The organism is Gammaproteobacteria bacterium, from assembly GCA_016716465.1.
Taxonomy (GTDB): Bacteria; Pseudomonadota; Gammaproteobacteria; order SZUA-140; family SZUA-140; genus JADJWH01.
Window position 1 is genome coordinate 135,992 of the sequence record JADJWH010000004.1, and the last position, 25,343, is coordinate 161,334.

A 25,343-nucleotide genomic window follows, 5' to 3' on the forward strand; every position below is an offset into this window, starting at 1 on the left:
TGCCAGGCACCAGACCTCCCGATTCTGTCCTGAAGACATATCGGATCCCGTTGTTTTCCATGCTGTTACTGGCGTTGCTCCCCGCATTTTGCTGGAGCGCCGACGAGAACCACACCCCCCAGGCCATTGATCGGATTGTCGCTATCGTAGACAACGACGTCATCACGGAAAGCGAACTCAACGACAGGATAGAGACTGTAAAACTCCAATTACGCCGGCAGGGGATGCAAATGCCCTCCGGAGCGACGTTGCAAAAGCAGATACTTGAACGCGCCGTTCTGGAACAGATTCAACTCCAGCTCGCAGAAAGCAACGGTATTCGCATCGACGACGAAACCCTCAATCAGGCAATCAGCGGTATAGCCTCGCAAAACAACATGACGCTGGAAGAATTCCGCAACGCCTTGCAGAACGACGGGTTCGATTTTGTGAAATTCCGCGAAGACATTCGCAAGGAGATCACCCTGCGGCGCCTGAGGCAGCAATACGTAGACTCCCGCATCAACATCACCGAACAGGAGGTCGATAGCTTCCTCGCTACCCAGCGTCGCCAGGGAAACGGGTCCGACGAATACCATATCGGCCACATACTGGTCGCCCTGCCGGAAGCGGCCACCCCGGAGCAGATACAGCTCGCCCAGTCCCGCGCAGAGGAGATTATGAACCAGCTGAAATCGGGCGCTGACTTTCACCAGATTGCCATCTCCTCGTCCGATGGACAGCAGGCTTTAAACGGGGGGGACCTGGGATGGCGCAAAGCGGGCGAGCTCCCCACCCTGTTCGCCGAATTGGTCCCCAGCATGAAACCTGGCGAGATCAGCAACCTGACGCGCAGCCCCAGCGGCTTCCACATCATCAAGCTGTTCGACCATCGCACCGGCCAGCAGCATATCGTCACCCAGACCCGGGCGCGCCACATCCTGGTGCGATTGAGCGCATTGACGACCGACGAGAAGGCCAAGGAAATTCTCACCGATGCAAGACAGCGCATTGTCGCCGGCGAAGACTTCGCCGCTGTAGCCCGGAACATCTCCGAGGACAAGGCCACCGCCTCCAGCGGTGGCGATCTCGGCTGGGTCGAGCCGGGCCAGATGATTCCAGACTTCGAGGCCGCGATGGACAAGCTTTCCCCGGGTGAGATCAGCGATCCGGTCAAGACACGCTTCGGCTGGCACCTGATCCAGGTACAGGAGCGGCGCGAATACGACGATACGGAAGAATTCACCCGTGATAAGGCACGGGACGCGATCTACCAGCGCAGGATCGAAGAAGGCACCGATGAATGGCTGCGACGTCTGCGTGACGAAGCTTATGTCGAATACCGCTTATAGATTCCAAAGTAATTCACGCCCGGCACCGTGAACAGTGAAACACCCCGCATAGCCCTGACGCCGGGAGAACCGGCGGGTATAGGCCCCGATATCTGCCTTCAGGCTTGCCAGCGAGGCCTGCCTATCCCGATTGTCGTCATCGCCGACCCGGATCTCATGCGCGCGCGCGCGCGCCGGCTCGGACTGGACCTCACTCTGAAAGAATACCAGCCCGGCGCCGCTGCGCCCGCCATGACGGCCGGTACGCTGGAAATACTCCCCTTGCGCTGCGCGCGCAGCAAAGTCTGCGGCCAGCCCGACCCGGCAAATGCCGCCTACATACTGGAGACCCTGAGACGGGCGGTCCACGGATGCGCGCTGGGCGAGTTTTCGGCCATGGTCACCGGTCCGGTCAATAAGGCCGCAATCAACAGCGCCGGAATCCCCTTCACCGGCCACACGGAATTCCTCGCCGAGATCACCGGGACGAAGGATGTGGTAATGATGCTGGCGACCCCAGGCCTGCGCGTCGCACTGGTCACCACTCACCTCGCACTCAAGGACATATTCAGCGCAATCACGCGCGAGCGGGTCATGGCGACATTACGCATCACCCGGGATGGCCTGCGCAGGTATTTTCGCATCGATACCCCGCGCCTCCTCGTCTGCGGACTGAATCCGCACGCGGGAGAGGACGGAAATCTGGGCAGGGAAGAAATCGAGACCATAAACCCCGTCATCGCGGCCCTGAGAAACGAGGGCATGCACATCATCGGCCCGAAACCGGCCGACACCGCCTTTCTCCCCGCCGACCTCCCAGAGATCGATGCGGTCGTCGCCATGTACCACGACCAGGGACTCCCCGTACTCAAACACATGGGCTTCGGCAAGGCGATCAACGTCACCCTGGGTCTGCCGATCATCCGCACTTCGGTGGACCATGGCACGGCGCTCGAACTGGCCGGCACAGGCCGCGCCGACGCCGGCAGCCTGGATGCCGCGATATCTGCCGCCGTCGAAATGGCGCGCAATGCCCGGTCGGCGCCCGCAGGTTAAGGTAATGCACCGTCCGCGCAAGCGCTTCGGACAGAATTTCCTGCGCGACCATGATGTGATCGCACGGATCGTCCGGGTGATTGACCCGCGACCCGGCGATCATCTGGTCGAAATCGGACCCGGCCTGGGCGCCATCACCGTGCCGCTCCTGGCTCGTGGCATCGATCTCGACGTAATCGAGCTCGATCGTGACCTGATCGCGAATCTGGAGCAGATCGACGCCCCGGCCGATGCCGTCTTCCGAATCCACAACGCCGATGCGCTCGAGATGGATGTCCGCGCCCTGGCTGGCGACGGCCGTAAACTGCGCGTGGTCGGCAATCTGCCCTACAACATATCCACGCCGCTGCTGTTCCACCTCATTGATCAACTGGAGTGCATCAAAGACATGCATCTCATGCTGCAGAAGGAAGTCGTCGATCGCATGGCGGCTGAACCAGGCGGCCGGGAATACGGCCGGCTCAGCGTGATGGTGCAGTATCATTGCCAGGTCCAGCGGCTCTTTACCATCGGACCTGGAGCATTCGACCCCCAGCCCAAGATCGACTCCAGCTTCGTCAGGCTGACGCCTCATGCGAGGCCGGACATCGTGGCCGGGGATTACCTCGCCTTCTCACGCCTGGTCGCCACCGCGTTCGCCTATCGGCGCAAGACCCTGCGCAATGCGCTCAAAGGACTGGCGACGAACGCGTCTTTCACGGCGGCTGACGTCGATCCCAATCTGCGGGCCGAACAGCTGCAACTGGCGGACTTCATCCGATTGAGCGAGGCGATATTAAGCGACCGAAGCGCCTGAACCGACGCTCGACTCCAGCTTCCGGGTATTACGCTCGATCCATTCTTTCGCCTCTTCCTTGATCATTTCAGCGGTCTTCCCGCGGGATTCGATCGCGGGACCCACAACCACCGAGATCCTACCGGGCCGCTTGATGAAACCGCGCCGCGGCCAGAATTCGCCGGCATTGTGCGCAACCGGGACGACCGGATATCCGCTCTTCGCCGCGAGCACGGCTCCACCGATTCCATAACGACCGGTCTGTCGCGGGGAAACGCGGGTACCCTCTGGGAAAATCACGACCCAGCGACCGTCGTTCAGTCGTTCCTTGCCCTGCTTGACCAATTGCTCCACCGCCTTGCGCCCGGCACCCCGGTCAATCGCGATCGGCTCGAGCATCGCGAGCCCCCAGCCGAAGAACGGGACCCACAGGAGTTCCCGTTTCAGCAACCAGACCTGCGGAGGAAAAATTTTCTGCAGGGCCAGGGTCTCCCAGGCCGATTGGTGTTTGCAAAAGACAATGGCGTTTCCGGCGGGGATATTCTCCTGGCCGTGCACCTGGTAATCGAGCTGGCAGGTGAGCCGTAACCACCAAAGATTGAATCGGGCCCACCGTGTAATGAAGGCATACCGGATGGTGAATGGAAATGGAAAGGTGAGTACGGCAAGTGGCGCAAAAACCACCGTCGACAACCACATGCCAAGAGCGAAGAGCAGCGAGCGCAAAAACAGCACGGGATCAATCCGCGCCGTGCCGCGCGATCAGAGCGGATGCCGCCGCCGCAAGGTCATCGTACACTTCGACATCCGCCGCCCCCGCCACCTCATTTTCCGCCCGCCTGCCATTGCCGGTACGCAACAGGACAGGGCGCGCGCCAGCCGCGCGCGCGGCAGCGACATCATCTATTGAGTCGCCGAGAAAGGAAACATGAGCCAGATTGACATCCAGGCGTTTCGCGGCATCGAGCAACAGTCCCGGCCCTGGTTTGTGACACTGGCAACTTTCATCAACGCCATGCGGACAATAGAAGATTGCCTCGATGCGGCCGCCTTCGCGTGAAACCTCACCGTTCATTTTCGCATGGATACGCGCGAGCATGCCGCCATCAAGCGCTCCACCCGCGATTCCCGGCTGGTTCGTGGCGACCACGACACGAAATTGTGCGGCGGTCAGGCGGCCGATGGCGCGCAGGCTGCCGGCAATCGGCTGCCAATCATCGGCGCTGCGGATGGCGTCCGGTCGCCTCTCGTTAATCACTCCGTCGCGACCGAGGATCACCAGGCGCATCGCGAGCCGTCCGTCCGGGCTTATGCCTGGTTGAACAGGCATGAGAGGTCAGCAACCTGCATGAATAGCCCGCGCAGCTGGCTCAGCTGGGCGAGGCGGTTCCGACGCACGGCAACGTTCTCGCTCATCACCAGCACCTGATCGAAATAGGCGTCCACCGCGCCGCGCAAACCGGCCAGATGCGTCAGAACACCGTTGTAATCCGCCCGCTCGGCGAGCGGAGCGATCACCTTCTCGCAGGTCGCCATGGCGACCGCGAGCGCCTGTTCCGCGGGCTCACTGAGCAAACTGCTGGAAACTTCACCCGGGATATCATCTTCAGCCTTGCGCAGAATATTGCCGATGCGTTTGTTCGCCGCCGCGAGGCTCGCCGCCTCGGGCATCGACTGGAAACGCACGACCGCATGCACTCGGGCGTCGAAATCCAGCGGCCGCGCCGGACGGCGCGCCAACACCGCCTCGAAGGCCTCGATATTCATCCCCGCTTCCAGATAGTAGGCACGCAGACGATCCATCATGAATCCATAGACCTGCGTGGCAACCGTTGCGTGGGAATCCAGATCCTGGCCCTGATCGCGGTAAATCTCCAGCGCCCCGTCGAGCAGCCGAACGAGGTCAAGCGGCAGTCTCCCCTCGATCATGATACGGAGAACGCCGAGGGCAACCCGCCGCAGGGCAAACGGATCCTTGTCCCCTGTCGGCGGCTGACCGATACCGAAGATACCGACCAGCGTATCAAGCTTGTCGGCCACGGCAAGGGCCTGTCCCGTCAGTGTGGACGGCAAGTGGTCGCCGGCGAAACGAGGCAGGTACTGCTGCTGCAGCGCCTGCGCCACTTCATCGGGTTCACCATCATGGCGCGCGTAGTAACCGCCCATGACGCCCTGCAGTTCGGGGAATTCCCCGATCATCTGGGTCATCAGATCACATTTCGACAGATGACCGGCACGCTCGGCGCGGCGCGCATCACCACCCAGATCACGCGCGATCGCCGCGGCCAGCGCGGCGACCCGTTCAGATTTCTTCTGCAGGGTGCCCAGACGGCGCTGAAAAACCACCTGCTCCAATGCCGAGTAATGTGATGCGAGCGTCCGCCTGCGATCCTGCTCCCAGAAAAACATGGCATCGCTGAGCCGCGGACGGATAACCCGCTCATTGCCCGCCTGCACCACGCCCTTGTCCGTGCTCTCGATGTTGCTTACCGTGACAAAGGCAGGCATCAGATTGCCGCGGCCATCGACGAGATGAAAATATTTCTGATGCCCCTTCATGGCGGAAATCAAGGCTTCGGCCGGAACCTCGAGGAAACGGCGCTCGAATCCGCCGCGCACCGCGACCGGCCATTCGACCATCGCCGTAACCTCATCCAGTAGCGCCGCGTCGATTACCGCCTCGGCGCCTGCCGCGATCCCCGCCTCCAATACCTGCGCGCGCACCGCCTCGCGCCGGGCGGGGAAATCGGCGATGACGCGGCCCTCTGTCTCCAGCAGCGGCGCGTACGCGGCTGGCGCGGACAAATAGAGCTTGCCGGGATGATGGAAGCGATGGCCGCGGGTCTCGCGTCCGGCCTCCAGCCCAAACAGGCGCAAGGGCAGGACCTCTTCCCCGTAGAGCAGGACGAGCCAGTGCACCGGACGCACGAAGGAGTCGTCGAGATCACCCCACCGCATGCGCCGCGGCACCGGCAACGAGGCGATCTGCTGGCGAACCAGATCAGGCAGCAGGTCGCGCACATGGCGGCCATGCTGTTCCTTGCGAAACACCAGCCATGCGCCCTTGCCGCTTTCCTGCGTCTCCAGTTCATCGACGGTGACCCCGCAGGAACGGGCGAAACCGAGCGCGGCCGGGGTCGGGTTACCCTGCCCGTCAAAGGCCGCCGTCAGCGCCGGGCCGCGTCGCTCCTCGACGGTGTGCGGCTGCACACTGGCCAACCGGAGCACCAGAAACGCCAGCCGCCGCGGCGTGGCGTACACCTTGATATCCTCAAATCCCAGGTTCAGCTTGCGGAGCCCGGCGCGCACACCCTCGCCGAGCGCCTCGCTCAACGAACGCAGCGCCTTGGGCGGCAACTCCTCAGTGCCGATCTCGAACAGCAGGTCGTAATGTTCGCTCACCCGCCATCCTCCGGAGCGTTACTGGACGACGTACCGCAAAGGGGAAAACCCAGGGCCGCGCGCCGTTCGTAGTACGCGCCCGCAACCGCCTCCGCCAAGGCGCGCACACGGCCGATATAACGCGCCCGCTCGGTCACGCTGATCGCACGACGAGCGTCAAGGAGATTGAAGACGTGGGACGATTTCAGCATCAACTCATAGGCTGCGAGCGGCAAACCGGACTCGATCATCCGTCGGCTCTGGGATTCACAGTCATCAAACCAGGAGAACAACATATCGATATCCGCATGTTCAAAATTGTAGGCGGACATCTCGACCTCGTTCTGATGGTAGACATCGCCATAGGTCACCCTTCCGGCCGGGCCGTTCTTCGACCACACCAGATCGTAGACGCTCTCAACGCCCTGCAGATACATGGCGATCCGCTCGAGCCCGTAAGTGATCTCGCCCGTCACCGGGCGGCAATCCAGTCCGCCGACCTGCTGGAAATAGGTGAACTGCGTGACCTCCATGCCGTTCAGCCAGACCTCCCAGCCGAGCCCCCAGGCTCCGAGCGTGGGCGACTCCCAGTTGTCCTCCACGAAGCGGATATCGTGCACCAGCGGATCGATCCCCAGCGCCCGCAGCGAGCCGAGATAGAGCTCCTGGAGGTCCAGCGGCGATGGCTTGAGCATGATCTGCAACTGGTAATAATGCTGCAGGCGATTCGGATTCTCCCCGTAACGCCCGTCCGTCGGCCGACGCGAGGGCTGGACGTACACCGCGCTCCAGGGCTCCGGACCGATCGCGCGCAAAAACGTGGCGGGATGGAACGTCCCGGCGCCGACCTCCATGTCGTAGGGTTGCAGCAATACGCAGCCTCTGGCGATCCAGTATTGCTGCAACGCGAGGATCAATCCCTGGAAGGTCGATATGTCAGGGCTTTGCATCATACTCTCGGTCAGTGAATCTGATGAGCGGAAAATACCGGCGCACTGGCGCCCCCGCAGTATAGCGTTCGGCCGCGCGGATTGACATCGCGGCCAAGAACCGCCCGCACGGGACGCCTGCTCCCGCAAGGCCCGGCATGCCTTGAGCCCGCCGCTGGGCCGATTCGGACGCCGCATGGTAGCAACTGCGGCCTTTTTCCCGCAAGCGCGCCGGACCGGCTTGGGCAAAATGAGACCTGGTCGCTAAGGCGTAGAAAGCGCGTGCCGATGTAATGGCATCTGGCAACATCAACCCGGCAGCTCGCGACTCATGAACCCGACATCCGCCCCGCAATGGCATTCGCTCGTCAATCAGGCCCAGCATCTCACCGGCAGCGTGATCACGGACCGGGCCGAGAGCTATCTGGTCGAACTGCTGGCGCAATTTTCGGCCAAGCCGCTCATGATGGCCCGGGTACTGGCCTTCGACTACCTGAATGATCCGCTGCTGCAGACGAAATCCCGCGGCGAACGCCTGAAGGACATCGGCGATCACTGCCTGCTCTTCGCCGGCCTGTTTCCTCAACATGCGGAACGCCGCCAGATCCGGCTCGGACACATGGTCGAACTGGGCCAGAACGCCTACCATCAGCTACACGAAACGGCGCCGTTCGAAGCCGGCGGACTGTATGCCGACCTCGCCCGCGGATTTGTCACCCTGATGGACCTCCTGCATGCGATACGCGAACTGCGAGACGAACGCGCCCGCCTGTCCCCACTGCACGCCTTCGATCTGTGGAGCGATACCGGCAGCCTGCATGCCCTGCGCGTGATCCGCTCATTTACGGATGCCACCCCGATCAGACCGCCAATGCACAGTGACAGCTTGCTGATGTAGTTTGGCACCCCCCCGGCAGGACGCCGGCGCTTCAAATCCGGCGCCCGCCGCCGCGGCGCATTTTTTCAAACCCGTCCGGATTTGCTATCATCACCCCCTCTCCAACGGGAACGGACGACGGCCCTGAACGACATGGTGACACAGCGCAAAGCCGTGGCCCTGATCTCCGGTGGGCTGGATTCGATGCTCGCCGCGCGCGTCATGCAGGATCACGGGATTCACGTCGAAGGCATCAATTTCTATACCGGTTTTTGCGTAGAGGGACACACCCACGCAATCCGCCGCAAGGATACCGCCCGCCCGAAACGCAATAACGCGCTCTGGGTCGCCGAGCAGCTCGGCATCAGGCTGCACATCATCGATGTAATCGACGAATACAAGGATATCGTCCTCAACCCGAAGCATGGCTATGGCGCGCACGTCAATCCCTGCCTGGACTGCAAGGGATTCATGGTCAGAAAGGCGCGCGAGTGGATGGAACAGAACGGTTTCGATTTCATTATCACCGGCGAGGTCCTGGGCCAGCGGCCCATGTCGCAGCGGCGGGATACCTTCCCCGTCGTCGCCCGCGAGTCGGGAGCCAATGATCATCTGCTCCGCCCCCTGTGCGCCAGGCTGCTGCCGCCAACCCTGCCGGAGCGCGAAGGGTGGGTCGATCGCGCCCGCCTTCATGATTTCAACGGCCGCTCCCGCAAACCCCAGATTGCACTGGCGCGGTCCTACGGACTACACGACTACGCGCAGCCCGCCGGTGGCTGCTGTTTCCTGACCAATGAACAATACGCCGTCAAGATAACGGACTTGTGGAAAGCGCGCGGCCGCCGCGACTACGAACTGGACGATATCATGCTCCTCAAGGTTGGCCGCCATATCCGGCCGCGCCCGCACTTCAAGTTGATCGTGGGACGCGAAGAAGGCGAAAACAGGTTTCTTGAAGGCTACAAAAATCGCTATACTGCGATCCGCTCGACCAGTCACAGCGGTCCATTGGCCCTGCTTGACGGCACGGCAGATGAAGCGGACTTGCGCCTGTCAGCACGTCTGGTGGCGCGCTTCGGCAAGGGAAGGGATGCCGCATCAGTCAGCGTGGAGGTCACGGGTCCGGGTCAACAACCCTGCAGTCTTGAGGTCCCCCCCCTCAGCCAGGACGAAATTCCCAGCGAATGGTATATAGCATGAATCGCCATACCCTTGATGTGCGCTATCAGCTGTGTCCCATTCCGGTGATCCGGACCCAAAACATGGTGAACAGGCTGCCGGACGGAGATGTCGTCGAAGTCCTCTGCACCGATCCCGGCACGCTCCATGACATTCCCGCCTGGTGTCGCATCCACGGTCACCGGCTGCTTGATTCAGAACAAGGCAAGGATCAGATCCGTATTGTCTTGGAAGTGTGCAAATCCGCCTGAGCACTGCCCCAAAACAGGCCTCATAAGCCCCATATTGGTGCAATTATAACGGGATAACCAACGAAAATATAAGTTATCCTGATGTTTTATAAGAAGATTCCGGCATGGCATAGTTTCTGCTATCCGGTAAGAAGTCTGGCCCTGTAATCAAAATATAGTCCACAGCGTCTTTCGGAGGATTCAAATGTCACAGAAAGTGTTGAAAATGATCAAGGACCATGAGGTCAAGTTCGTCGACCTCCGCTTTACCGACACCCGCGGCAAGGAACAGCATGTATCGTACCCTGCCAACCGGATCGATGCCGGCACTTTCAAGGACGGCGTGATGTTCGACGGCTCCAGCATCGCGGGCTGGAAGGGCATCGAGGAATCGGACATGATCCTGATGCCCGACGCCGAGACCAGCGTCCTCGATCCCTTCATGGACGAAACGACGCTGATCCTCCGCTGCGATATCATCGAGCCCCGGACCATGCAGGGTTACGAGCGCGACCCGCGCACGATCGCCAAGCGCGCCGAGGCCTACCTCAAGTCCACCAAGATCGCTGACACCGCCTATTTCGGCCCCGAACCCGAGTTCTTCATCTTCGACGACGTCCGCTGGGGCGCCAACATGGGCGGCGCCTTTTACAAGATCGACTCCGATGAGGCCTCCTGGAACTCCGAGCGCGTGTTCGAGGACGGCAACATCGGCCATCGCCCGAGCACCAAGGGCGGCTACTTCCCGGTACCGCCGGTCGACTCGCTGCAGGACATCCGTTCCGCAATGTGCCTGGCGCTGCAGGAGATGGGCGTGGACGTCGAGATCCACCACCACGAGGTAGCCACGGCCGGCCAGTGCGAGATCGGCACCAAGTACAGCACCCTGACCAAGCGCGCCGACATCAACCAGATCCTCAAGTACGTGATCTGGAACGTAGCCCACGCCTACGGCAAGACCGTGACATTCATGCCCAAACCCCTGGTCGGCGACAACGGCAGCGGCATGCACGTGCACCAGTCGCTCGCCAAAGGCGGCAAGAATCTGTTTGCCGGCAACAAGTACGGCGGCTTGTCGGAACTCGCGCTGTACTACATCGGCGGCATCCTTAAGCATGCGCGCGCCCTCAACGCGATCACCAATTCGAGCACCAACAGCTACAAGCGTCTGGTGCCCGGCTTCGAGGCGCCGGTGCTGCTGGCCTATTCCGCCCGCAACCGTTCGGCCTCGATCCGTATTCCCTGGGTCTCCAATCCGATCGCCCGCCGCATCGAGGTCCGCTTCCCGGATTCCTCCGGCAACCCATACCTGACCTTCGCCGCCATGATGATGGCCGGACTGGATGGCATCAAGAACAAGATCCACCCGGGCGAGGCGATGGACAAGAACCTGTACGATCTGCCGCCGGAGGAACTCAAGGAAGTCCCGACCGTCTGTCATTCACTCGATATGGCGCTGGACTATCTGGACAAGGACCGCGACTTCCTCAAGGCCGGCGGCGTGTTCACCGACGACGTCATCGACAGCTACATCGAACTGAAGATGTCCGAGGTCACGCGCCTTCGTATGACCGCCCATCCGGTCGAATTCGATATGTACTACAGCATGTAATCCCGCCCTGCGGCTTACTGCATTCCCTGAAACCCCCGGCCGCAAACCGGGGGTTTTTTCTTTGACATCCGCCTCGATCCCGGCTACATAGAGAGAATGCCCGGGATAGCCTCAAAGAAGCTGCAAACCGTATTCGTGTCGGTGTTCGCTTGCCTGGCTGCGCTGGCGCCCAGGGACGTGCCGGCGGAAATCTATAAAAAGGTGTTGCCGGACGGGACGGTCAGCTATTCAAGCGAACCCCTCCCCAACGCGGAAAAGATCACCCCCCCAGAGCCCCAGGTAATCCCGGCCCTGAAGCCACCCGCCGACGGGGGCCAGCAGGGACAGACTCCAGCCTCTGCTCCACCCCCGTACACCGGGCTCGACATCGTGGAACCCGTCGATGATCAGGTCATCTGGAACAATGCCCGGGAAATCGAGGTCAGCGTATCCCTGACACCGCCCCTTAAGGTGCAGCAGGGCCATCGCCTGGTCATCATGCTGGATGGCAGCCCGGTGGATCAATCCGGGGAGGCGACACGTCTCATGCTCACCGAGGTTGACCGTGGCTCGCATACCCTCACCGCGGAGGTGCACGACATCGCCGGACGGGTCCTGCTCCGGTCCGCGCCGGTCACCTTCCACCTCAAACAGCACTCCGCACTGCTCCCGCCCCGCTGATCGGCCCCATAATGATCGCACCACCCATTGATTTGCCCTAAAATAGGGCATTCAAGGGTTGTATATCGATGGGCCATTGCCTGATTTATGGGCACGATCGCTTCCGACCGCACCGGCCCGGCTTGCCGGGAAGCCATTATCCATTTGTTTTGGATAATTTTTTAGCCATCCTGTCGATTCACTATAAAAATTGCGTCACCGCCATACCCGCCCGCCGGCGATTGGTTTGCTTTTTGCAAAAATGAACCCGTGCTCACAAATACGATGACATCCACGCGCACCGACCAGCGAATCCTGGAAAACCTCAACACGGCAGTGTTGTTGTTCAGTGACGCGCTCGAACTCAAATACATCAACCCGGCGGGCGAGATCCTGTTCGAGGCCAGCGCACGCCAGATCACGGGGCAGCCGGCCACACGGCTGTTTCCCGAATCCCAGGAATTCATTCAGGCGCTGAGACGCTCGCTGAACAGCGGGCACCCGTACACGGAACGAGGGGCAAGCCTGCGCCTGCCCGACCAGCGCATGGTAACCGTGGATGTCACTGTAACCCCGCTGCAGGAACGCAACGAGCATGAATTGCTGCTCGAACTTCTGCAGGTGGACCGCCATATGCGCATCGCACGCGAGGAAAACCTCATCGCGCAATACAACAACACCCGGATGCTGATGCGTGGCATGGCCCATGAGATTAACAATCCCCTGGGCGGGCTGCGCGGGGCGGCGCAATTGCTCGAGCGCGAACTGGACGACGACACCCTCAAGGAATATACCCGCGTGATTATCGGCGAGGCGGACCGCCTGCAGTCGCTGTTGAGCAGGATGCTGGGCCCGAACGCCATCCCGCTCAAACGCAGGGTCAACATCCACGAGGTCACCGAGCGCGTGCGCGCCCTGCTCCAGGCCGAGGCGGGACCGGATGTCGTGATCCTGCGCGACTACGACCCCAGCATCCCCGAGCTGTTCGTCGACGCCGATCAGCTGATCCAGGCCATACTCAACATCACGCGCAACGCGCTGCAGGCGATCAATGGCAATGGCTCGATCACGCTGCAGACGCGCACCCAGCGCCAGTTCACCCTGGGCTCCAAGACCCACAAGCTGGTGGTGCAGATCAACATCATCGACAGCGGTCCCGGCATCCCGCCCGACATGATCGAAAAGATCTTCTACCCCATGATCAGCGGCCGCCCCGGCGGCACGGGCCTGGGCCTGCCCATCGCGCAGTCGATCGTCAACCAGCATAGCGGTTTGATCGAGTGCGCCAGCCGGCCCGGGAAAACCGTTTTTTCCATCATACTGCCACTCGAGGAATATCATGAGCAGCAATAACGATCATATCTGGGTCATCGATGATGACCGCTCCATCCGCTGGGTACTCGAAAAAGCGCTCACGAAGGCGCACATGCAGGTCACCAGCTTCAAAAGCGCCTCGGGCATCATGGATCGGCTCAGCACCGAACAGCCGGACGCCATCATCGCCGACATTCGCATGCCGGGCATGGACGGACTCGCCCTGATGGAACTCATCAAGACGAGCTATCCGGATCTTCCGGTCATCATCATGACCGCGCATTCCGATCTCGACAGCGCGATCGCCGCCTATGAAGGCGGTGCATTCGAGTACCTGCCCAAACCCTTCGATGTGGATGAGGCTACCGACCTGATCAACCGCGCCATTCGCCAGCACCGCCGCAGCAACGGCGCCAAATCGCACGAGGCGAACACGCATTCCCCGGAGATCGTCGGCGAGGCGCCGGCCATGCAGGAGGTCTTCCGTGCCATCGGCCGCCTGGCGCGTTCCAACATGACAGTGCTGCTCACGGGTGAATCCGGCACCGGAAAGGAGCTGGTCGCGCGCGCGCTGCATCGCCACAGCCCCCGCTCGGGTGGGCCGTTCATCGCCATCAACACCGCCGCCATCCCGCGCGAGTTGCTCGAATCCGACCTTTTCGGCCATGAACGCGGGGCGTTCACCGGCGCCCAGAACATGCACCGCGGCCGTTTTGAGCAGGCCGACGGCGGGACCCTGTTCCTGGACGAGATCGGCGACATGCCCGTCGAATTGCAAACACGTCTGCTCCGCGTACTGGCGGACGGCGAGTTCTACCGCGTGGGCGGGCATTCCTCCATCAAGGTGGACGTGCGCATCATCGCCGCCACGCACCAGAACCTTGAGGAACGCGTCAAGGCGCATTTGTTTCGAGAGGACCTTTACCATCGCCTGAACGTCATCCGCATCCATATCCCCGCCCTGCGCGAGCGGCGCGAGGACATCCCGATGCTGATCCAGCATTTTCTCAATCGCGCGGCGCAGGAACTCGCGGTGGAACCGAAAACGCTTGATGCCGATGCCAGTAAATTCCTCACCCAGCTGGAATGGAACGGCAACGTGCGTCAGCTCGAAAACACCTGCCGCTGGCTAACGGTGATGTCGCCCGGGCGCGTCATCCACCTGGAGGATCTGCCGCCGGAACTCAGGCACGAATTGCCCGCGGGCGGGGAGACCAGCGCGTGGGAAGCGGCGCTGCAGCAATGGGCCGACACCCGCCTGGTTCAGGGCGGATCCGATCTGCTTGGGGACGCTGTGCCGCGCTTCGAACGCATCATGATCGAGACGACCCTGCGCCATACCGGCGGCCGGCGCCAGGAAGCGGCAAAGTTGCTGGGTTGGGGCCGCAACACGCTGACGCGCAAGATCAAGGAACTCGGTATCGCCGAGGACGAAACCGTCCCGGAGGAGGAACGGGCCGAATCGTGAGGGAGCGACCCCAGATAATGGTCAGATGAAAGATCGAACTCGAGATCTCTTCATCTTCCGTTACCCATCACCATTCACGCCCTGCCGGGCGCTCAGGCGCATATCGTCTGCCCGTTGAGCATCAAGGTACCAGTCAGCTGACTGACCTCGTTGAGTCCGTGCCGTTTTAGGTAGGCGACGATGCCGCTGTTGATCTTGGGACACAGCAACGGATCGTAGAACAGGCCGGTCCCGACCCCGACGGCGGTCGCTCCCGCGATCAGAAACTCCAGCGCGTCTTCCGCGCTGCAGACACCGCCCTGACCGATGATTGGCACGCCGTGCGCCCGGCACACCTGATACACCTGATGGACCTTGAGAACGGCGATGGGTTTGATCGCCGGCCCGGACAGCCCGCCCTGGTTGTTGCCGATGACCGGTGTGCGCTGCTCGATATCGATGGCCATGCCGGTCAGTGTGTTGATGACGGCGAAGGCATCGGTACCCGCCTCGATGCAGCGGCGCGCGTTCTCCGCGATATCGGTCTGGTTGGGCGACAGCTTGGTGATCAGCGGCTTTTCGGTAACGGCGCGACAGGCCTCGACCACGCGCGCCGACATGGCGGGATCGTTGCCGAACTGCACGCCGCCCTCCTTGACGTTGGGGCAGGAGATGTTGATCTCCATGGCGTCGATCGGAGAATCGTCGAAGATCCGCGTCACCTCGACATATTCCTCGATGGTGGAACCGGAAACGTTGGCGATGAAGCGGGTTTCGGAGAAATCGAGCCGTGGCAGGATCTCCCGCACCACATGGTGCGCACCCGGATTCTGCAGGCCGATGGCGTTGAGCATGCCCATCGGCGTCTCGGTGACACGGTGCGGCGCGTTGCCCAGACGAGGATTGAGCGTGGTCCCCTTCAGACATACCGCGCCGACATCGCGATTCGAAAAGCCCTCGACACGGGTGTATTCCTCGCCGAAGCCGACACAGCCGGATAACAGCACCAGCGGCGTCGCGAAATGCATGCCGCAGAAATCGAGCTCGAGCGCCCGCTTGTCATCCTGGTTCACCGCTTGACCACCCATCGCACAGAGGTTATTACATCAGAATCTACCGGAGCCGCCTGCCGCATGTTTCACGTCGCCCTGTTCCAGCCCGAGATCCCGCCCAACACGGGCAACATTATACGCCTGTGCGCCAATACCCACACCGCCCTGCATCTTATCCACCCGCTCGGCTTTGCGCTCGACGACGCCCGGCTGCGGCGCGCCGGCCTGGACTATCACGAATACGCCTCCGTGCGTGAGCATGAGGATTTCTCCGCGTTCCTGCGCGCGGCCGCGCCGCGCCGCGTCTTCGCCTGCTCCACCCGTGGTGCAACGCCCTACACTGAGCAGGAATACGCGCCCGGAGACGCGTTCCTGTTCGGACCCGAGACCCGCGGCCTGCCGGCGGAATTGCTCGCTAGCCATCCACCCGAACAGATCATCCGCATACCGATGGCGCCGCATTGTCGCAGCCTCAACCTCTCCAATGCGGTCGCCGTGATCGTCTATGAGGCCTGGCGGCAACGGGGCTTTGTCGCTGGCAGCTAGCATCACGGGGCTCGATGATCAGCCGTCCGACCGCGTAAACTCGCGCAGGGAACCGGCCAGTCGCTCGATCACGGGATCCCAATCACCCGGCGCGGGCTGCCGGAACAGCCGCGCCGACGGGTACCACGGGCTGTCGTCACGCCCGCGCAGCCAGCGCCAGTCCGGATTGTGTGACAACAGGATCCACACGGGCTTGCCCAGGGCCCCGGCCAGATGGGCGACCGAGGTATCCACCGTGACCAGCAGATCGAGGCCGGCAATGATGGCCGCGGTATCGTCGAAATCCGCGATCCGGTCACCGAAGTGCCGGATCTCTGGGTGCGCAACCAGATAGTCCGAATCCTCCGCACGCAGCTCCTTCTGTACGCTGATGAACGTCGCCTGCATGCCGAACAAGGCCTGCAAACGGGACAGAGGGAGCGAGCGGTTATGGTCATTGGGGTGACGCGGATCCCCTGACCACGCCAGCCCAACGCGCGGGCCCCTGGCCTCCCCGAGGCGGGTTCGCCAGTCGCGGACCTTCCCGGGGGCCGCCACAATATAAGCCCCAGCGGCGGGGATGTCGGCCAGGCTCGTGCCGCACGCCAGTGGCAGGCTCAGCAGCGGGCAATGCAGCTCGTAATCGGGCAACGCCTCGCCCTGCGCCAAGATGCGGACAGGCCCCTCCAGGCGCGACAGCAGGGATTTCAGGGCGGGCTGCACCTCCAGGATCACCGTGGCCCCGGCCTCGGCCAGAAATCCCGCATAGCGGCAAAACTGGAGTGTGTCGCCGAAACCCTGTTCGGCCCATAACAGCAGGGTACGTCCCGCCACCGGCACCTGTCCCAGCCACAGCGGTTCGGCAAGACCCCGGGTCGCCTTCGCCTGCGGATTTTTCCAGCGCCATTCGTATTCCCGCCATCCCGCCGCGAAGTCACCCAGCGACAGTCGGCAGAGCGCGGCGCCGCAGTGGGCTGCCGCCGAATCCGGCCTGGATGCGATGGCCGCGCCGAAACTCTGCAAGGCTTCATCACAGCGATCGAGGTCCTGCAAGACCAGTCCCTGGTTGATCAGCGCCTCGACATAATCCGGTTTCAAGCGCAGCGCCCGTTCGAAACTGCGCAAGGCCTCCCCGTAGCGGTTCAGCCGGCGCAGCGTGTTGCCGCGGTTGCTCATCGCCTCGTACATGTCCGGTCGGAAATCGAGCGCGCGCGCATAGCTGGCAAGGGCTTCATCATAACGCCGCAGCTCATGCAGGATCAGGCCGCGATTGTAATGGGCGTCGACAAGATCGGGCCGCAGCGCGAGCGCCCGGTCGTAGCACACCAGCGCTTCCTCATGACGCTGCAGCTCCTGCAGCACCAGTCCACGGTTGTACACGGCCTCGACGGAATCCGGCATCAGTGCCAGGGCGTGATCGTAGCTGGCGACGGCATCCTCACGGCGACCCAGATCATGCAGGACATTGCCGCGGCGATACCAGGCCTCGCCGCATTCCGGCGCGAGCGCAAGGGCGTGATCGTAGCTGGCCAGTGCCTCCGGATAGCTGGCCAGCGACTGCAGCGCGATGCCGCGGGCAATGAACGCGCGCTCCGAATGCGGATCGACCGCCGCCGCGCGCTCGGCGAGGCGGACCGATACACCGGGCTGTCCGAGCTGGAGGGCCAGTGCGGCCAGCAGATGCAGGGCCTCAAGGTGATCGGGCACGCTCCGCAGGATATCCTGGCACAGCGCCGCCGCCTCCGCCGGCCGGCCGGCCCGGTGCAGCGACCGCGCCTGGCGGAGTGCCCGGGAAACCCTGCCGGCGGCATCTTCCGCACCGCCTCCGCGTCCCGCGCCTGCCCCTTTCGAACGTTTCGACACCACTCCCCCTGATACGGCAGTCGATGATTGATCAGCGACTCTGGTTCCGGACCGGAGACAACATGCGGCCGCATACGACAAGATGGCGATCCGAAATCGCGCGCACGTCGAACTCCTCCAGCCCCGCCTCCGCAAGCTGCGCACGCACCTCTTCCGGGCGATAGGCGGCCAGCAGGGAATGGAAGAAATCGCGCCGCAGGACCGCGGGCGCATCCGCCGCGTGGCGCTCCGTCAGCGCGCGCGCCTGCGTCTCGTCCTCCGGGCGCATCAGATCCATGATAAACACCACCGCGCCCGGACGAGCGCAGCGCCTGACCGCCTCCCATAACACGTCGGGTTCGGACAGATGATGCAGCAGGCTGTTGCTGACGACGGCATCGTAATCCACCGGCAGCGGACAGGCCGGCAGGCGACCCTGGATGAGCCGGACGCGACCCTCGAGCCCGTGCCGGCGCACACGCCCGGCTCCGTACTTGAGCATCGCGGCCGAACCGTCCACGCCATCGATGGTGAGCCGCGGGAAACTTTCCGCCAGACGCACCGTGATGTCGGCGGGGCCACAGCCGAGATCGAGCATACGACCACGTGGCTCGCTTCCCTCCCATGCCTCGCCGCACAAGCGGACGAATCTTGCATGCGGCTCGGAGAAATCGGCCTCGGAATAGGCCCGCGCCTGCGCTTCGTCTTCCATCAGTTCGGGTTCGGGCACGCGTTTCATGCCGGCGGCCTTCGAACCCGGCTCAGAACGGCAGGCGCTCGCCCGCGAACAGCATCGGCAGGGTCTCCCGCTCGCGGATCAGGTGGACGCGGCCGCGATCGACCATGACCTCGGCGGCGCGCGGACGGGAATTGTAGTTTGAACTCATCACGAAGCCGTAGGCGCCGGCGGAACACACCGCCAGCAGGTCATCGGATCGCAATGCGAGCGCGCGCCCCTTGCCCAGGAAATCTCCGGTCTCGCAGACGGGGCCCACGATATCGTAGGTCCGGACCGGCTCATCATGGCGTGGCACAACGGGCAGGATCTCATGCCACGCATCATACAAGGCGGGCCGGATCAGATCGTTCATCGCGGCATCGACGATGGCGAAGTCCTTTTCCTCGCCCGGCTTGAGGTATTCGACGCGCGTCAGCAGGATGCCGGCATTGGCGACGATGGCCCGGCCCGGCTCGATGAACAGCCGGCCGGGCCGGGTGTCGAGGCGGGATAACAGGGCGGCTGCGTATTCCGCGGGCGACGGCGGTTGTTCGGCGCGATAACGCACACCGAGCCCGCCGCCCAGGTTCAGGTGATGGAGATGGATGCCCCGACGGGCGAGCCTGTCGACCAGCATGAGCAACCGATCCAGCGCATCTTCAAAGGGCGCGGTCGAGGTCAACTGGGATCCGATATGGCAATCCAGCCCGATCAGATCGACATGCTTCAGGCGAACGGCGCGATCCGCCAACGCCTCCGCCTCCGCCACCGGAATACCGAACTTGTTTTCCTTGAGCCCGGTCGAGATATACGGATGTGTGCGCGCATCCACGTCGGGATTCACCCGCAGGGAAACCGGTGCGCGGCGACCGGCCTCACCCGCAACGGCGTCGATGCGATCGAGTTCGGCGGAGGACTCGACGTTGAAACAGGCGATGCCGACCTCCAGGGCGCGGCGGATCTCCTGCCGGGTCTTCCCGACGCCGGAAAACACCGTCCTGCCGGGATCGCCGCCGGCGGTCAGAACCCGTTCCAGCTCACCGAGGGAAACGATGTCGAACCCGGAGCCGAGGCGCGCCAGCAGGTTCAGCACGGCGATATTGGAGCAGGCCTTCACGGCAAAGCAGACCAGATGCTCGCGGGCCTGAAAGGCCTGGTCGAAGGCCCGCCACTGCCGCTCTATCGCGGCGCGCGAATACACGTAGCAGGGGGTGCCAAACTCGGCGGCGACCGTGCGCAGATCGACGCCCTCCGCATTCAGGACGCCGTCCTGATAGGAAAAATCAGCCATTTGGATTCATCCGCTTTGCCGTGAATCCGCCCGCTCATGAGTGGGCAGATACAGGTCGCCTTTCTGACCGCAGGCGGCGAGCAGTAACAGGCATAACATCCCGATCATCGCCCAGCGCCCCGTGGCACGCCGCTTCTGTTCAATCCCATGCATTTTTGCTAGCTTAACCGCGAAGACAGGATGGATGGGTACCGCCCGCAGCGGGCGTTATCGACCACGTTGAAATTCGTCCCAGTATAATCGGTTAATGCGACACAGGCTAATTGACCCCCACCAGTATTCGTGCGCCGCCCAGCAGGATCGCAGCGGCGACGTATGAATACGGGCCTGTTGCCTGCGGTTGTCCTGGAGCCGTCGACGTCCGTGCAGGCAAGCATCCTCTGGCTGCATGGCCTGGGCGCCGATGGCCATGACTTCGAATCGCTGGTCCCCCATCTGGGCCTGCCCGCGGACAGTGGGGTGCGCTTCATCTTCCCGCACGCCCCTCAACGGCCGGTCACCATCAATGGCGGCATGCGGATGCGCGCCTGGTATGACATCAGCGGCGCGACCCCGCCGCGCGAGGACGACCGGGGTATCCGGGAATCGGAACAGGCGTTGCGGCTCCTGATCGAACGCGAGATCGCGGCCGGCATCCCGTCCACGCGCATTGTGCTGGCCGGCTTCTCCCAGGGCGGCGCCATCGCGCTGCACACCGGACTGCGCTACCCCGAACCCCTGGCCGGCGTGCTGGCCCTGTCCACCTACCTTCCGCTCGCCGGGACGCTGGAACGGGAGGCCCAGCCCGCCAACGCCGGCATCCCGATCCTGATGGCCCATGGGACCGAGGATGCCATCATCCCGCTGCCCAGGGCGCGCCGTTCCTGCGAGGAATTGATCCGACTGGGGTATCCGGTGGACTGGCGCCTGTACCCCATGCCACACAGCCTCTGCGCCGAGGAGATCACCGATATCTCGGCCTGGCTGCGATCCAAGATCCTGCCTGGACACCCGGATTCCCCATAAAACGTACTGCCATAGCCACTCCGCCCGGCCAGTGGAAGCACCCGCAAGACCATCTTTTCAAAAAATAAATCTTTAAGAACCGGCCGTCCGGCGCCGTTACAGTGCTACAGAGAGGGCCGGATATTCTGTCCGGGCAAAGGAGCTTCCGATGGGTGTAACACAACCAATCATCGGCGATACCCGTTTGAGCCATTTTTCACTGTTGAATCAATTGGATCTCGCATCCCGCGAGGAGCTCGTGCGCGCCTCCAGCATTGAGCGGCTGCCTCCCGGGCGCTGCCTGTTCCAACGCGAAGACATGAGCACGCGCACACTGTTTCTGATAAGCGGTCAGCTCGCCCTACTGTCCGACGGCCAGGAGGCGCGGATGTTGCGCGCCGATACACGCGAGGCCAGCGCGCCCATCGATCCGCACAACCCCCGCCGGGTGACCGCGCTGGCGCGCACCAGCGTCACCATTCTCAGCGTGGATTCGGAACTGCTCGCCACCCTGCTGGAGCGCGGCGAGAAACCCTCAGGCTCCGGAGGCGGCTCCCCCGTGACTCCGTACGATGATGAGGCCGCCGATGACAGGCTGTTCAGCGCCCCATTGTTCGCACGCCTGCCCCAACCCCACCGGCAGGTGCTGAAACACCGCATGACACGGATTCAGATCCCCGCCGGCAAGACACTGGTCCGCGAGGGCGAGCCGGCGCGCTCCTACTATTTCATCGAGCGGGGTCGCCTCCGCCTGACCCGGCGGAGCCGACGCCGCGAGACCCTGCTGATGGAGGCCGGTCCCGGCGCGGGCGTCGGAGAATACGGTCTGCTCACCAGCGGCCGTCATGACGCCACGGTATCCGCCCTGGAAGACAGTTGCGTGGCGGGTTTCTCCAAGGGAGAGTTCCTAACCCTGCTGGTCAGACCCCTGCTCCATTGGGTCAATTACTCCGATATCGCGCCCGAGCGGCGCGCCGGGACCATGATTCTGGATGTGCGCCCCGCCCGTGCCTATCAGCGTAGCCGGTTACCGGGCAGCATCAACCTTCCGCTCAGGATCCTGCGTCAGGTCGCCTGCCTGCTCGACCGCGGCCCCGCTTACATCATCTATGCGGACAGGCCCGGCGACGCCAGCACGGCGGTATTCCTGCTCGCCTGCCAGGGCATCGAGGGCCGACTGCTCGGCGATGCGGGCAGAACGGAACGGCGCGACAATCCCGTCGCTGGTGCGCGCGGCTTCAGGTCGCTGCACGTCTGAGCCAGCAGGGAACGCATAAAAATCCGACGCACACACACCAGAAACGACCATGCAGAATTACTACATAGGCCGACAACCCATTTTCGATGTGAAGCAGAACGTGATCGGATACGAGCTGCTTTACCGCCGGCAGGAACAGACCAGCCAGGCCGCGGTGATCGATGGCGATCAGGCGACCTCACAGGTATTCATCAACAGCTTTCTCGAGATGGGCCTGGAGCAGGTGGTCGGCAATCACCAGGCCTTCATCAACGTCACCCGTCAATTCATCACCAATATCGATCTGTTGCCGCCGCCGAGCTCGCAACTGGTGCTGGAGATCCTCGAGAATATCGAGATCGACCCAACCATCATCAAGGCGGTGCGCAAGCTCAAGCAGATGGGCCACCTCATCGCCCTCGATGACTTCATTTTCCATCCCGACCTCAAGCCCCTGGTCAATGAGGCCAATATCGTCAAGCTCGACGTGCAGGCGCTCAACGACGTTGAACTCGCGGAACACGTTTCGATACTCAATAAATATCCGATCAAGCTGCTGGCGGAGAAGATCGAGACGCCGGAAATGTTCGACCGCTGCAAGGAACTCAACTTCGATTATTTTCAGGGATACTTCCTGTGCAAACCCCGAATACTCAGCGGGCGCCGCATGCCCGCCAACCGCGTCAATACCTTGCGCATGATGGCCGAGCTGCAGAACCCCTCCATCAACATCAAGGAACTGGAAGCCCTGATCTCCCACGACCCGACCATGAGCTACAAACTCATGCGCTATATCAATTCGGCGGCCTTCACCCTGAGCAAGAAGGTCGACTCCATTCACCATGCCATCGTCTATCTCGGTGAAAAGGAGATCAAGCGCTGGGCGACACTGATCGCCCTCACCGGCATCGATGACAAACCGGACGAGCTCATCACAACCTCGCTGATCCGCAGCAAAATGTGCGAACTGCTGGCGGAAAGCTGCGGCTCGGCGAGCAAGGATCCTGCCTTCATCGTCGGGTTATTCTCCACCCTGGATGCAATGATGGATCTGCCGCTGCCAGAAATCCTCGGCTCCCTCCCGTTGAGCCCGGAGATCACGGAGGCCCTGATCAGCCGCAAGGGACCGTATGCGGCCATCCTGAACAGCGTCATCGCCTACGAACACGGCGAATGGGACAAGGTCGAATCCACCATCAGCAGGGAAACCATCACGGAGATCTACCTGAATTCCCTGCACTGGGCGGATGCCATCATGCAGGAGATCAAGGTCGAATCGGCGCACTAGTCCGCGCCGCGCGTACCCAGTTCCCGCGCTCACGCCGGCATCACCGACGGTCCCATCCGGCGCCGTTGAACCGGCGACGGCACAATCGTGTAAAATCCCTCCGGGCGCCGGCCGACCGCCAGACCGGGGAAGATCCCGGCCCCCGCACATCATATGGATACGGAAACGACCGAAGTGATCGCCGTGGACAGGGATTCCCTGATCGTTTCCCTGCGCGCCTTCCTGCCCGAACATTGCCTGCTGAGTGAAGCGGAATCTCTGCGTCCTTACGAATGCGACGCCCTGACCGCCTATCGGCAGTGCCCCCTGCTGGTATGCCTGCCGGAAACCATCGACCAGGTCCAGGGTGTACTGCGTACCTGCCACCAGCTTGGTGTCCCGGTGGTCGCCCGCGGGGCGGGGACCGGGCTTTCCGGCGGCGCCCTCCCCCTCGCTGAGGGAGTCCTGCTCAGCCTGGCGAAATTCAACCGCATTCTGGAAATCGACCCCGTCAATCGCCTCGCGCGCGTGGAGCCGGGCGTGCGCAATATCGCCGTAACCGAGGCGGCATCCCGGTATGGACTCTATTACGCCCCCGACCCGTCGTCCCAGATCGCCTGCACCATCGGCGGCAACGTGGCGGAAAACTCGGGCGGGGTGCATTGCCTCAAGTACGGCCTCACGGTCCATAACATCGCGGCGATGAAAATCCTCAGCTGCGACGGTCACCTGCTGGAACTCGGCGCACGCGCCTTCGACAGCCCCGGCTATGACCTGCCTGCCCTCATGTCGGGTTCCGAGGGCCTGCTCGGGGTCATCGTCGAGGTGACGCTCCGTCTGCTGCCGGCGCCGGAAAGCACGCGGGTACTGCTCGCCGCCTTCGACAGCGTCACCGCGGCGGCTGACGCCGTGGCTTCCGTGATCGCTGCCGGCATTGTCCCGGCGGGACTCGAGCTGATGGACAATCCGGCGATACGCGCCGCCGAGGATTATGCCCATGCGGGCTACCCGGTCGATGCCGCCGCCATCCTGCTGTGCGAACTCGACGGCAATGAAGCGGAGGCCGCCGCGCAGGTCGAACGCGTGCGCGCCTGTCTCTTGGCGGCCCACGCAAAAGAAATCCGGCTCGCGACCGATGCTGCCGAGCGCAAACGGTTCTGGGCCGGCCGCAAGGCCGCCTTCCCCGCCGTGGGCCGCCTCGCGCCCGATTATTACTGCATGGACGGGACCATCCCCCGCCGCCGCTTGCCCGAGGTGCTCCGCCAGATCGCGGCCTGGTCGGAGGAATACGGGCTGGCCGTTGCGAACGTGTTCCATGCCGGCGATGGAAACCTGCATCCGCTCATTCTGTACGACGCCAACAAACCCGGAGAACTGGAGCGCACCGAGGAGTTCGGCGGCCGGATCCTCGAACTGTGTCTCGCCGTCGGCGGCACCATCACCGGCGAACACGGTGTCGGGGTGGAGAAACTGCCACAGATGTGTGCGCAGTTCGGCGCCGACGAATTGCGGCAATTCCATCTGATCAAGGACGCCTTCGATCCGCGCCGGCTGCTCAACCCGGGCAAGGCGGTTCCCAGCCTGCATCGCTGCGCCGAACTCGGGCGCATGCACGTGCATGCCGGGAAGACACCCTTCCCCGAGCTCGAGCGTTTCTGAGCCCGCGGCGGTCCATTCC

Annotated in this window: 24 protein-coding genes; 15 read left to right on the forward strand and 9 right to left on the reverse strand. The window is 62.8% G+C overall.

Features of this window, described 5'->3' with window-relative positions; translation table 11 throughout:
* Nucleotides 1-59 precede the first annotated feature (59 nt).
* Genes IPM20_08390 through rsmA form a run of 3 tightly spaced genes read left to right on the forward strand, consistent with a single transcriptional unit; the run spans nt 60 to nt 3,162 of the window.
* A complete protein-coding gene (locus tag IPM20_08390; GenBank protein ID MBK9131632.1) occupies nt 60-1,331 on the forward strand; it encodes a peptidylprolyl isomerase in 1,272 nt (423 codons plus the stop codon).
* 54 nt (nt 1,332-1,385) lie between these two features.
* Nucleotides 1,386-2,366: a 4-hydroxythreonine-4-phosphate dehydrogenase PdxA gene (gene pdxA / locus IPM20_08395; protein ID MBK9131633.1), complete on the forward strand. Its 981-nt coding sequence runs from the start codon at nt 1,386-1,388 to the stop codon at nt 2,364-2,366.
* Between the two features lie 4 nt (nt 2,367-2,370).
* A complete protein-coding gene (gene rsmA / locus IPM20_08400; GenBank protein MBK9131634.1) occupies nt 2,371-3,162 on the forward strand; it encodes a 16S rRNA (adenine(1518)-N(6)/adenine(1519)-N(6))-dimethyltransferase RsmA in 792 nt (263 codons plus the stop codon).
* Here the strand turns inward: rsmA and IPM20_08405 are convergent.
* From IPM20_08405 to glyQ, 4 genes are read right to left on the reverse strand one after another with little or no spacing between them, the layout of a single operon-like run.
* The gene (locus IPM20_08405; protein MBK9131635.1) at nt 3,142-3,876 is read right to left on the reverse strand and encodes a 1-acyl-sn-glycerol-3-phosphate acyltransferase; all 735 of its coding nucleotides are present in this window, start codon (nt 3,874-3,876) and stop codon (nt 3,142-3,144) included. The two genes, rsmA and IPM20_08405, sit on opposite strands and share 21 nt — an antisense overlap.
* A gap of 4 nt (nt 3,877-3,880) precedes the next feature.
* Nucleotides 3,881-4,429, reverse strand: coding sequence for a D-glycero-beta-D-manno-heptose 1,7-bisphosphate 7-phosphatase (gmhB, locus tag IPM20_08410; GenBank protein MBK9131636.1), 549 nt, complete (start codon nt 4,427-4,429; stop codon nt 3,881-3,883).
* A 20-nt stretch (nt 4,430-4,449) separates the two neighbouring features.
* Nucleotides 4,450-6,543: a glycine--tRNA ligase subunit beta gene (locus IPM20_08415; GenBank protein ID MBK9131637.1), complete on the reverse strand. Its 2,094-nt coding sequence runs from the start codon at nt 6,541-6,543 to the stop codon at nt 4,450-4,452.
* Nucleotides 6,540-7,472, reverse strand: coding sequence for a glycine--tRNA ligase subunit alpha (gene glyQ, locus IPM20_08420; GenBank protein ID MBK9131638.1), 933 nt, complete (start codon nt 7,470-7,472; stop codon nt 6,540-6,542). Before glyQ ends, IPM20_08415 begins: the two co-directional genes overlap by 4 nt.
* A 310-nt stretch (nt 7,473-7,782) precedes the next feature.
* Between glyQ and IPM20_08425 the strand changes: the two genes are divergently transcribed.
* From IPM20_08425 to ntrC, 7 genes are all read left to right on the forward strand, one after another.
* Nucleotides 7,783-8,349 (forward strand): hypothetical protein, encoded by a 567-nt coding sequence (locus tag IPM20_08425; GenBank protein MBK9131639.1) that lies wholly within the window; start codon nt 7,783-7,785, stop codon nt 8,347-8,349.
* Between the two features lie 132 nt (nt 8,350-8,481).
* The gene (locus IPM20_08430) at nt 8,482-9,528 is read left to right on the forward strand and encodes a tRNA (5-methylaminomethyl-2-thiouridylate)-methyltransferase (GenBank protein MBK9131640.1); all 1,047 of its coding nucleotides are present in this window, start codon (nt 8,482-8,484) and stop codon (nt 9,526-9,528) included.
* Nucleotides 9,525-9,758, forward strand: a complete 234-nt coding sequence (locus IPM20_08435) for a sulfurtransferase TusA family protein (GenBank protein MBK9131641.1) — start codon at nt 9,525-9,527, stop codon at nt 9,756-9,758. The genes IPM20_08430 and IPM20_08435 overlap by 4 nt, the downstream gene beginning before the upstream one ends.
* 184 nt (nt 9,759-9,942) lie before the next feature.
* Nucleotides 9,943-11,349, forward strand: coding sequence for a glutamate--ammonia ligase (gene glnA / locus IPM20_08440; GenBank protein MBK9131642.1), 1,407 nt, complete (start codon nt 9,943-9,945; stop codon nt 11,347-11,349).
* Between the two features lie 96 nt (nt 11,350-11,445).
* A complete protein-coding gene (locus tag IPM20_08445) occupies nt 11,446-12,009 on the forward strand; it encodes a DUF4124 domain-containing protein (protein ID MBK9131643.1) in 564 nt (187 codons plus the stop codon).
* 264 nt (nt 12,010-12,273) lie between these two features.
* Nucleotides 12,274-13,341: a nitrogen regulation protein NR(II) gene (gene glnL, locus IPM20_08450; protein MBK9131644.1), complete on the forward strand. Its 1,068-nt coding sequence runs from the start codon at nt 12,274-12,276 to the stop codon at nt 13,339-13,341.
* Entirely contained in the window at nt 13,328-14,770 is a 1,443-nt protein-coding gene (gene ntrC, locus IPM20_08455; GenBank protein ID MBK9131645.1) for a nitrogen regulation protein NR(I), read from the forward strand. Before glnL ends, ntrC begins: the two co-directional genes overlap by 14 nt.
* Before the next feature lie 92 nt (nt 14,771-14,862).
* Here the strand turns inward: ntrC and IPM20_08460 are convergent, their stop codons facing one another.
* Nucleotides 14,863-15,837 carry a dihydroorotate dehydrogenase gene (locus IPM20_08460; protein ID MBK9131646.1) on the reverse strand — a complete coding sequence of 325 codons (975 nt, stop codon included), beginning with the start codon at nt 15,835-15,837 and terminating at the stop codon, nt 14,863-14,865.
* Nucleotides 15,838-15,882: 45 nt separating this feature from the next.
* On the opposite strand from IPM20_08460, the gene trmL reads away from it, so the two are divergent.
* Complete coding sequence (trmL, locus tag IPM20_08465; protein MBK9131647.1) at nt 15,883-16,347, forward strand: tRNA (uridine(34)/cytosine(34)/5-carboxymethylaminomethyluridine(34)-2'-O)-methyltransferase TrmL; 465 nt, start codon at nt 15,883-15,885, stop codon at nt 16,345-16,347.
* 18 nt (nt 16,348-16,365) lie between these two features.
* On the opposite strand, the gene IPM20_08470 is transcribed toward trmL, so the two are convergent.
* The 4 genes from IPM20_08470 to IPM20_08485 are packed head-to-tail and all read right to left on the reverse strand — an operon-like array spanning nt 16,366 to nt 20,330.
* Entirely contained in the window at nt 16,366-18,189 is a 1,824-nt protein-coding gene (locus tag IPM20_08470; GenBank protein ID MBK9131648.1) for a glycosyltransferase family protein, read from the reverse strand.
* A gap of 31 nt (nt 18,190-18,220) precedes the next feature.
* Entirely contained in the window at nt 18,221-18,907 is a 687-nt protein-coding gene (locus IPM20_08475) for a class I SAM-dependent methyltransferase (GenBank protein MBK9131649.1), read from the reverse strand.
* A 22-nt stretch (nt 18,908-18,929) separates the two neighbouring features.
* A complete protein-coding gene (lysA, locus tag IPM20_08480) occupies nt 18,930-20,177 on the reverse strand; it encodes a diaminopimelate decarboxylase (protein MBK9131650.1) in 1,248 nt (415 codons plus the stop codon).
* Nucleotides 20,178-20,183: 6 nt separating this feature from the next.
* Nucleotides 20,184-20,330: a lipoprotein gene (locus IPM20_08485; GenBank protein ID MBK9131651.1), complete on the reverse strand. Its 147-nt coding sequence runs from the start codon at nt 20,328-20,330 to the stop codon at nt 20,184-20,186.
* Nucleotides 20,331-20,492: 162 nt separating this feature from the next.
* Between IPM20_08485 and IPM20_08490 the strand changes: the two genes are divergently transcribed.
* The 4 genes from IPM20_08490 to IPM20_08505 all read left to right on the forward strand — a co-directional run bounded on the left by IPM20_08490 (nt 20,493) and on the right by IPM20_08505 (nt 25,324).
* The gene (locus tag IPM20_08490) at nt 20,493-21,182 is read left to right on the forward strand and encodes an alpha/beta fold hydrolase (GenBank protein ID MBK9131652.1); all 690 of its coding nucleotides are present in this window, start codon (nt 20,493-20,495) and stop codon (nt 21,180-21,182) included.
* A gap of 148 nt (nt 21,183-21,330) precedes the next feature.
* Nucleotides 21,331-22,419, forward strand: coding sequence for a cyclic nucleotide-binding domain-containing protein (locus IPM20_08495; protein ID MBK9131653.1), 1,089 nt, complete (start codon nt 21,331-21,333; stop codon nt 22,417-22,419).
* Nucleotides 22,420-22,468: 49 nt separating this feature from the next.
* On the forward strand, nt 22,469-23,686 hold the full coding sequence (locus IPM20_08500) for an HDOD domain-containing protein (protein MBK9131654.1): 1,218 nt from the start codon (nt 22,469-22,471) through the stop codon (nt 23,684-23,686).
* Between the two features lie 153 nt (nt 23,687-23,839).
* Complete coding sequence (locus IPM20_08505) at nt 23,840-25,324, forward strand: FAD-binding protein (protein ID MBK9131655.1); 1,485 nt, start codon at nt 23,840-23,842, stop codon at nt 25,322-25,324.
* Nucleotides 25,325-25,343: the final 19 nt, after the last annotated feature.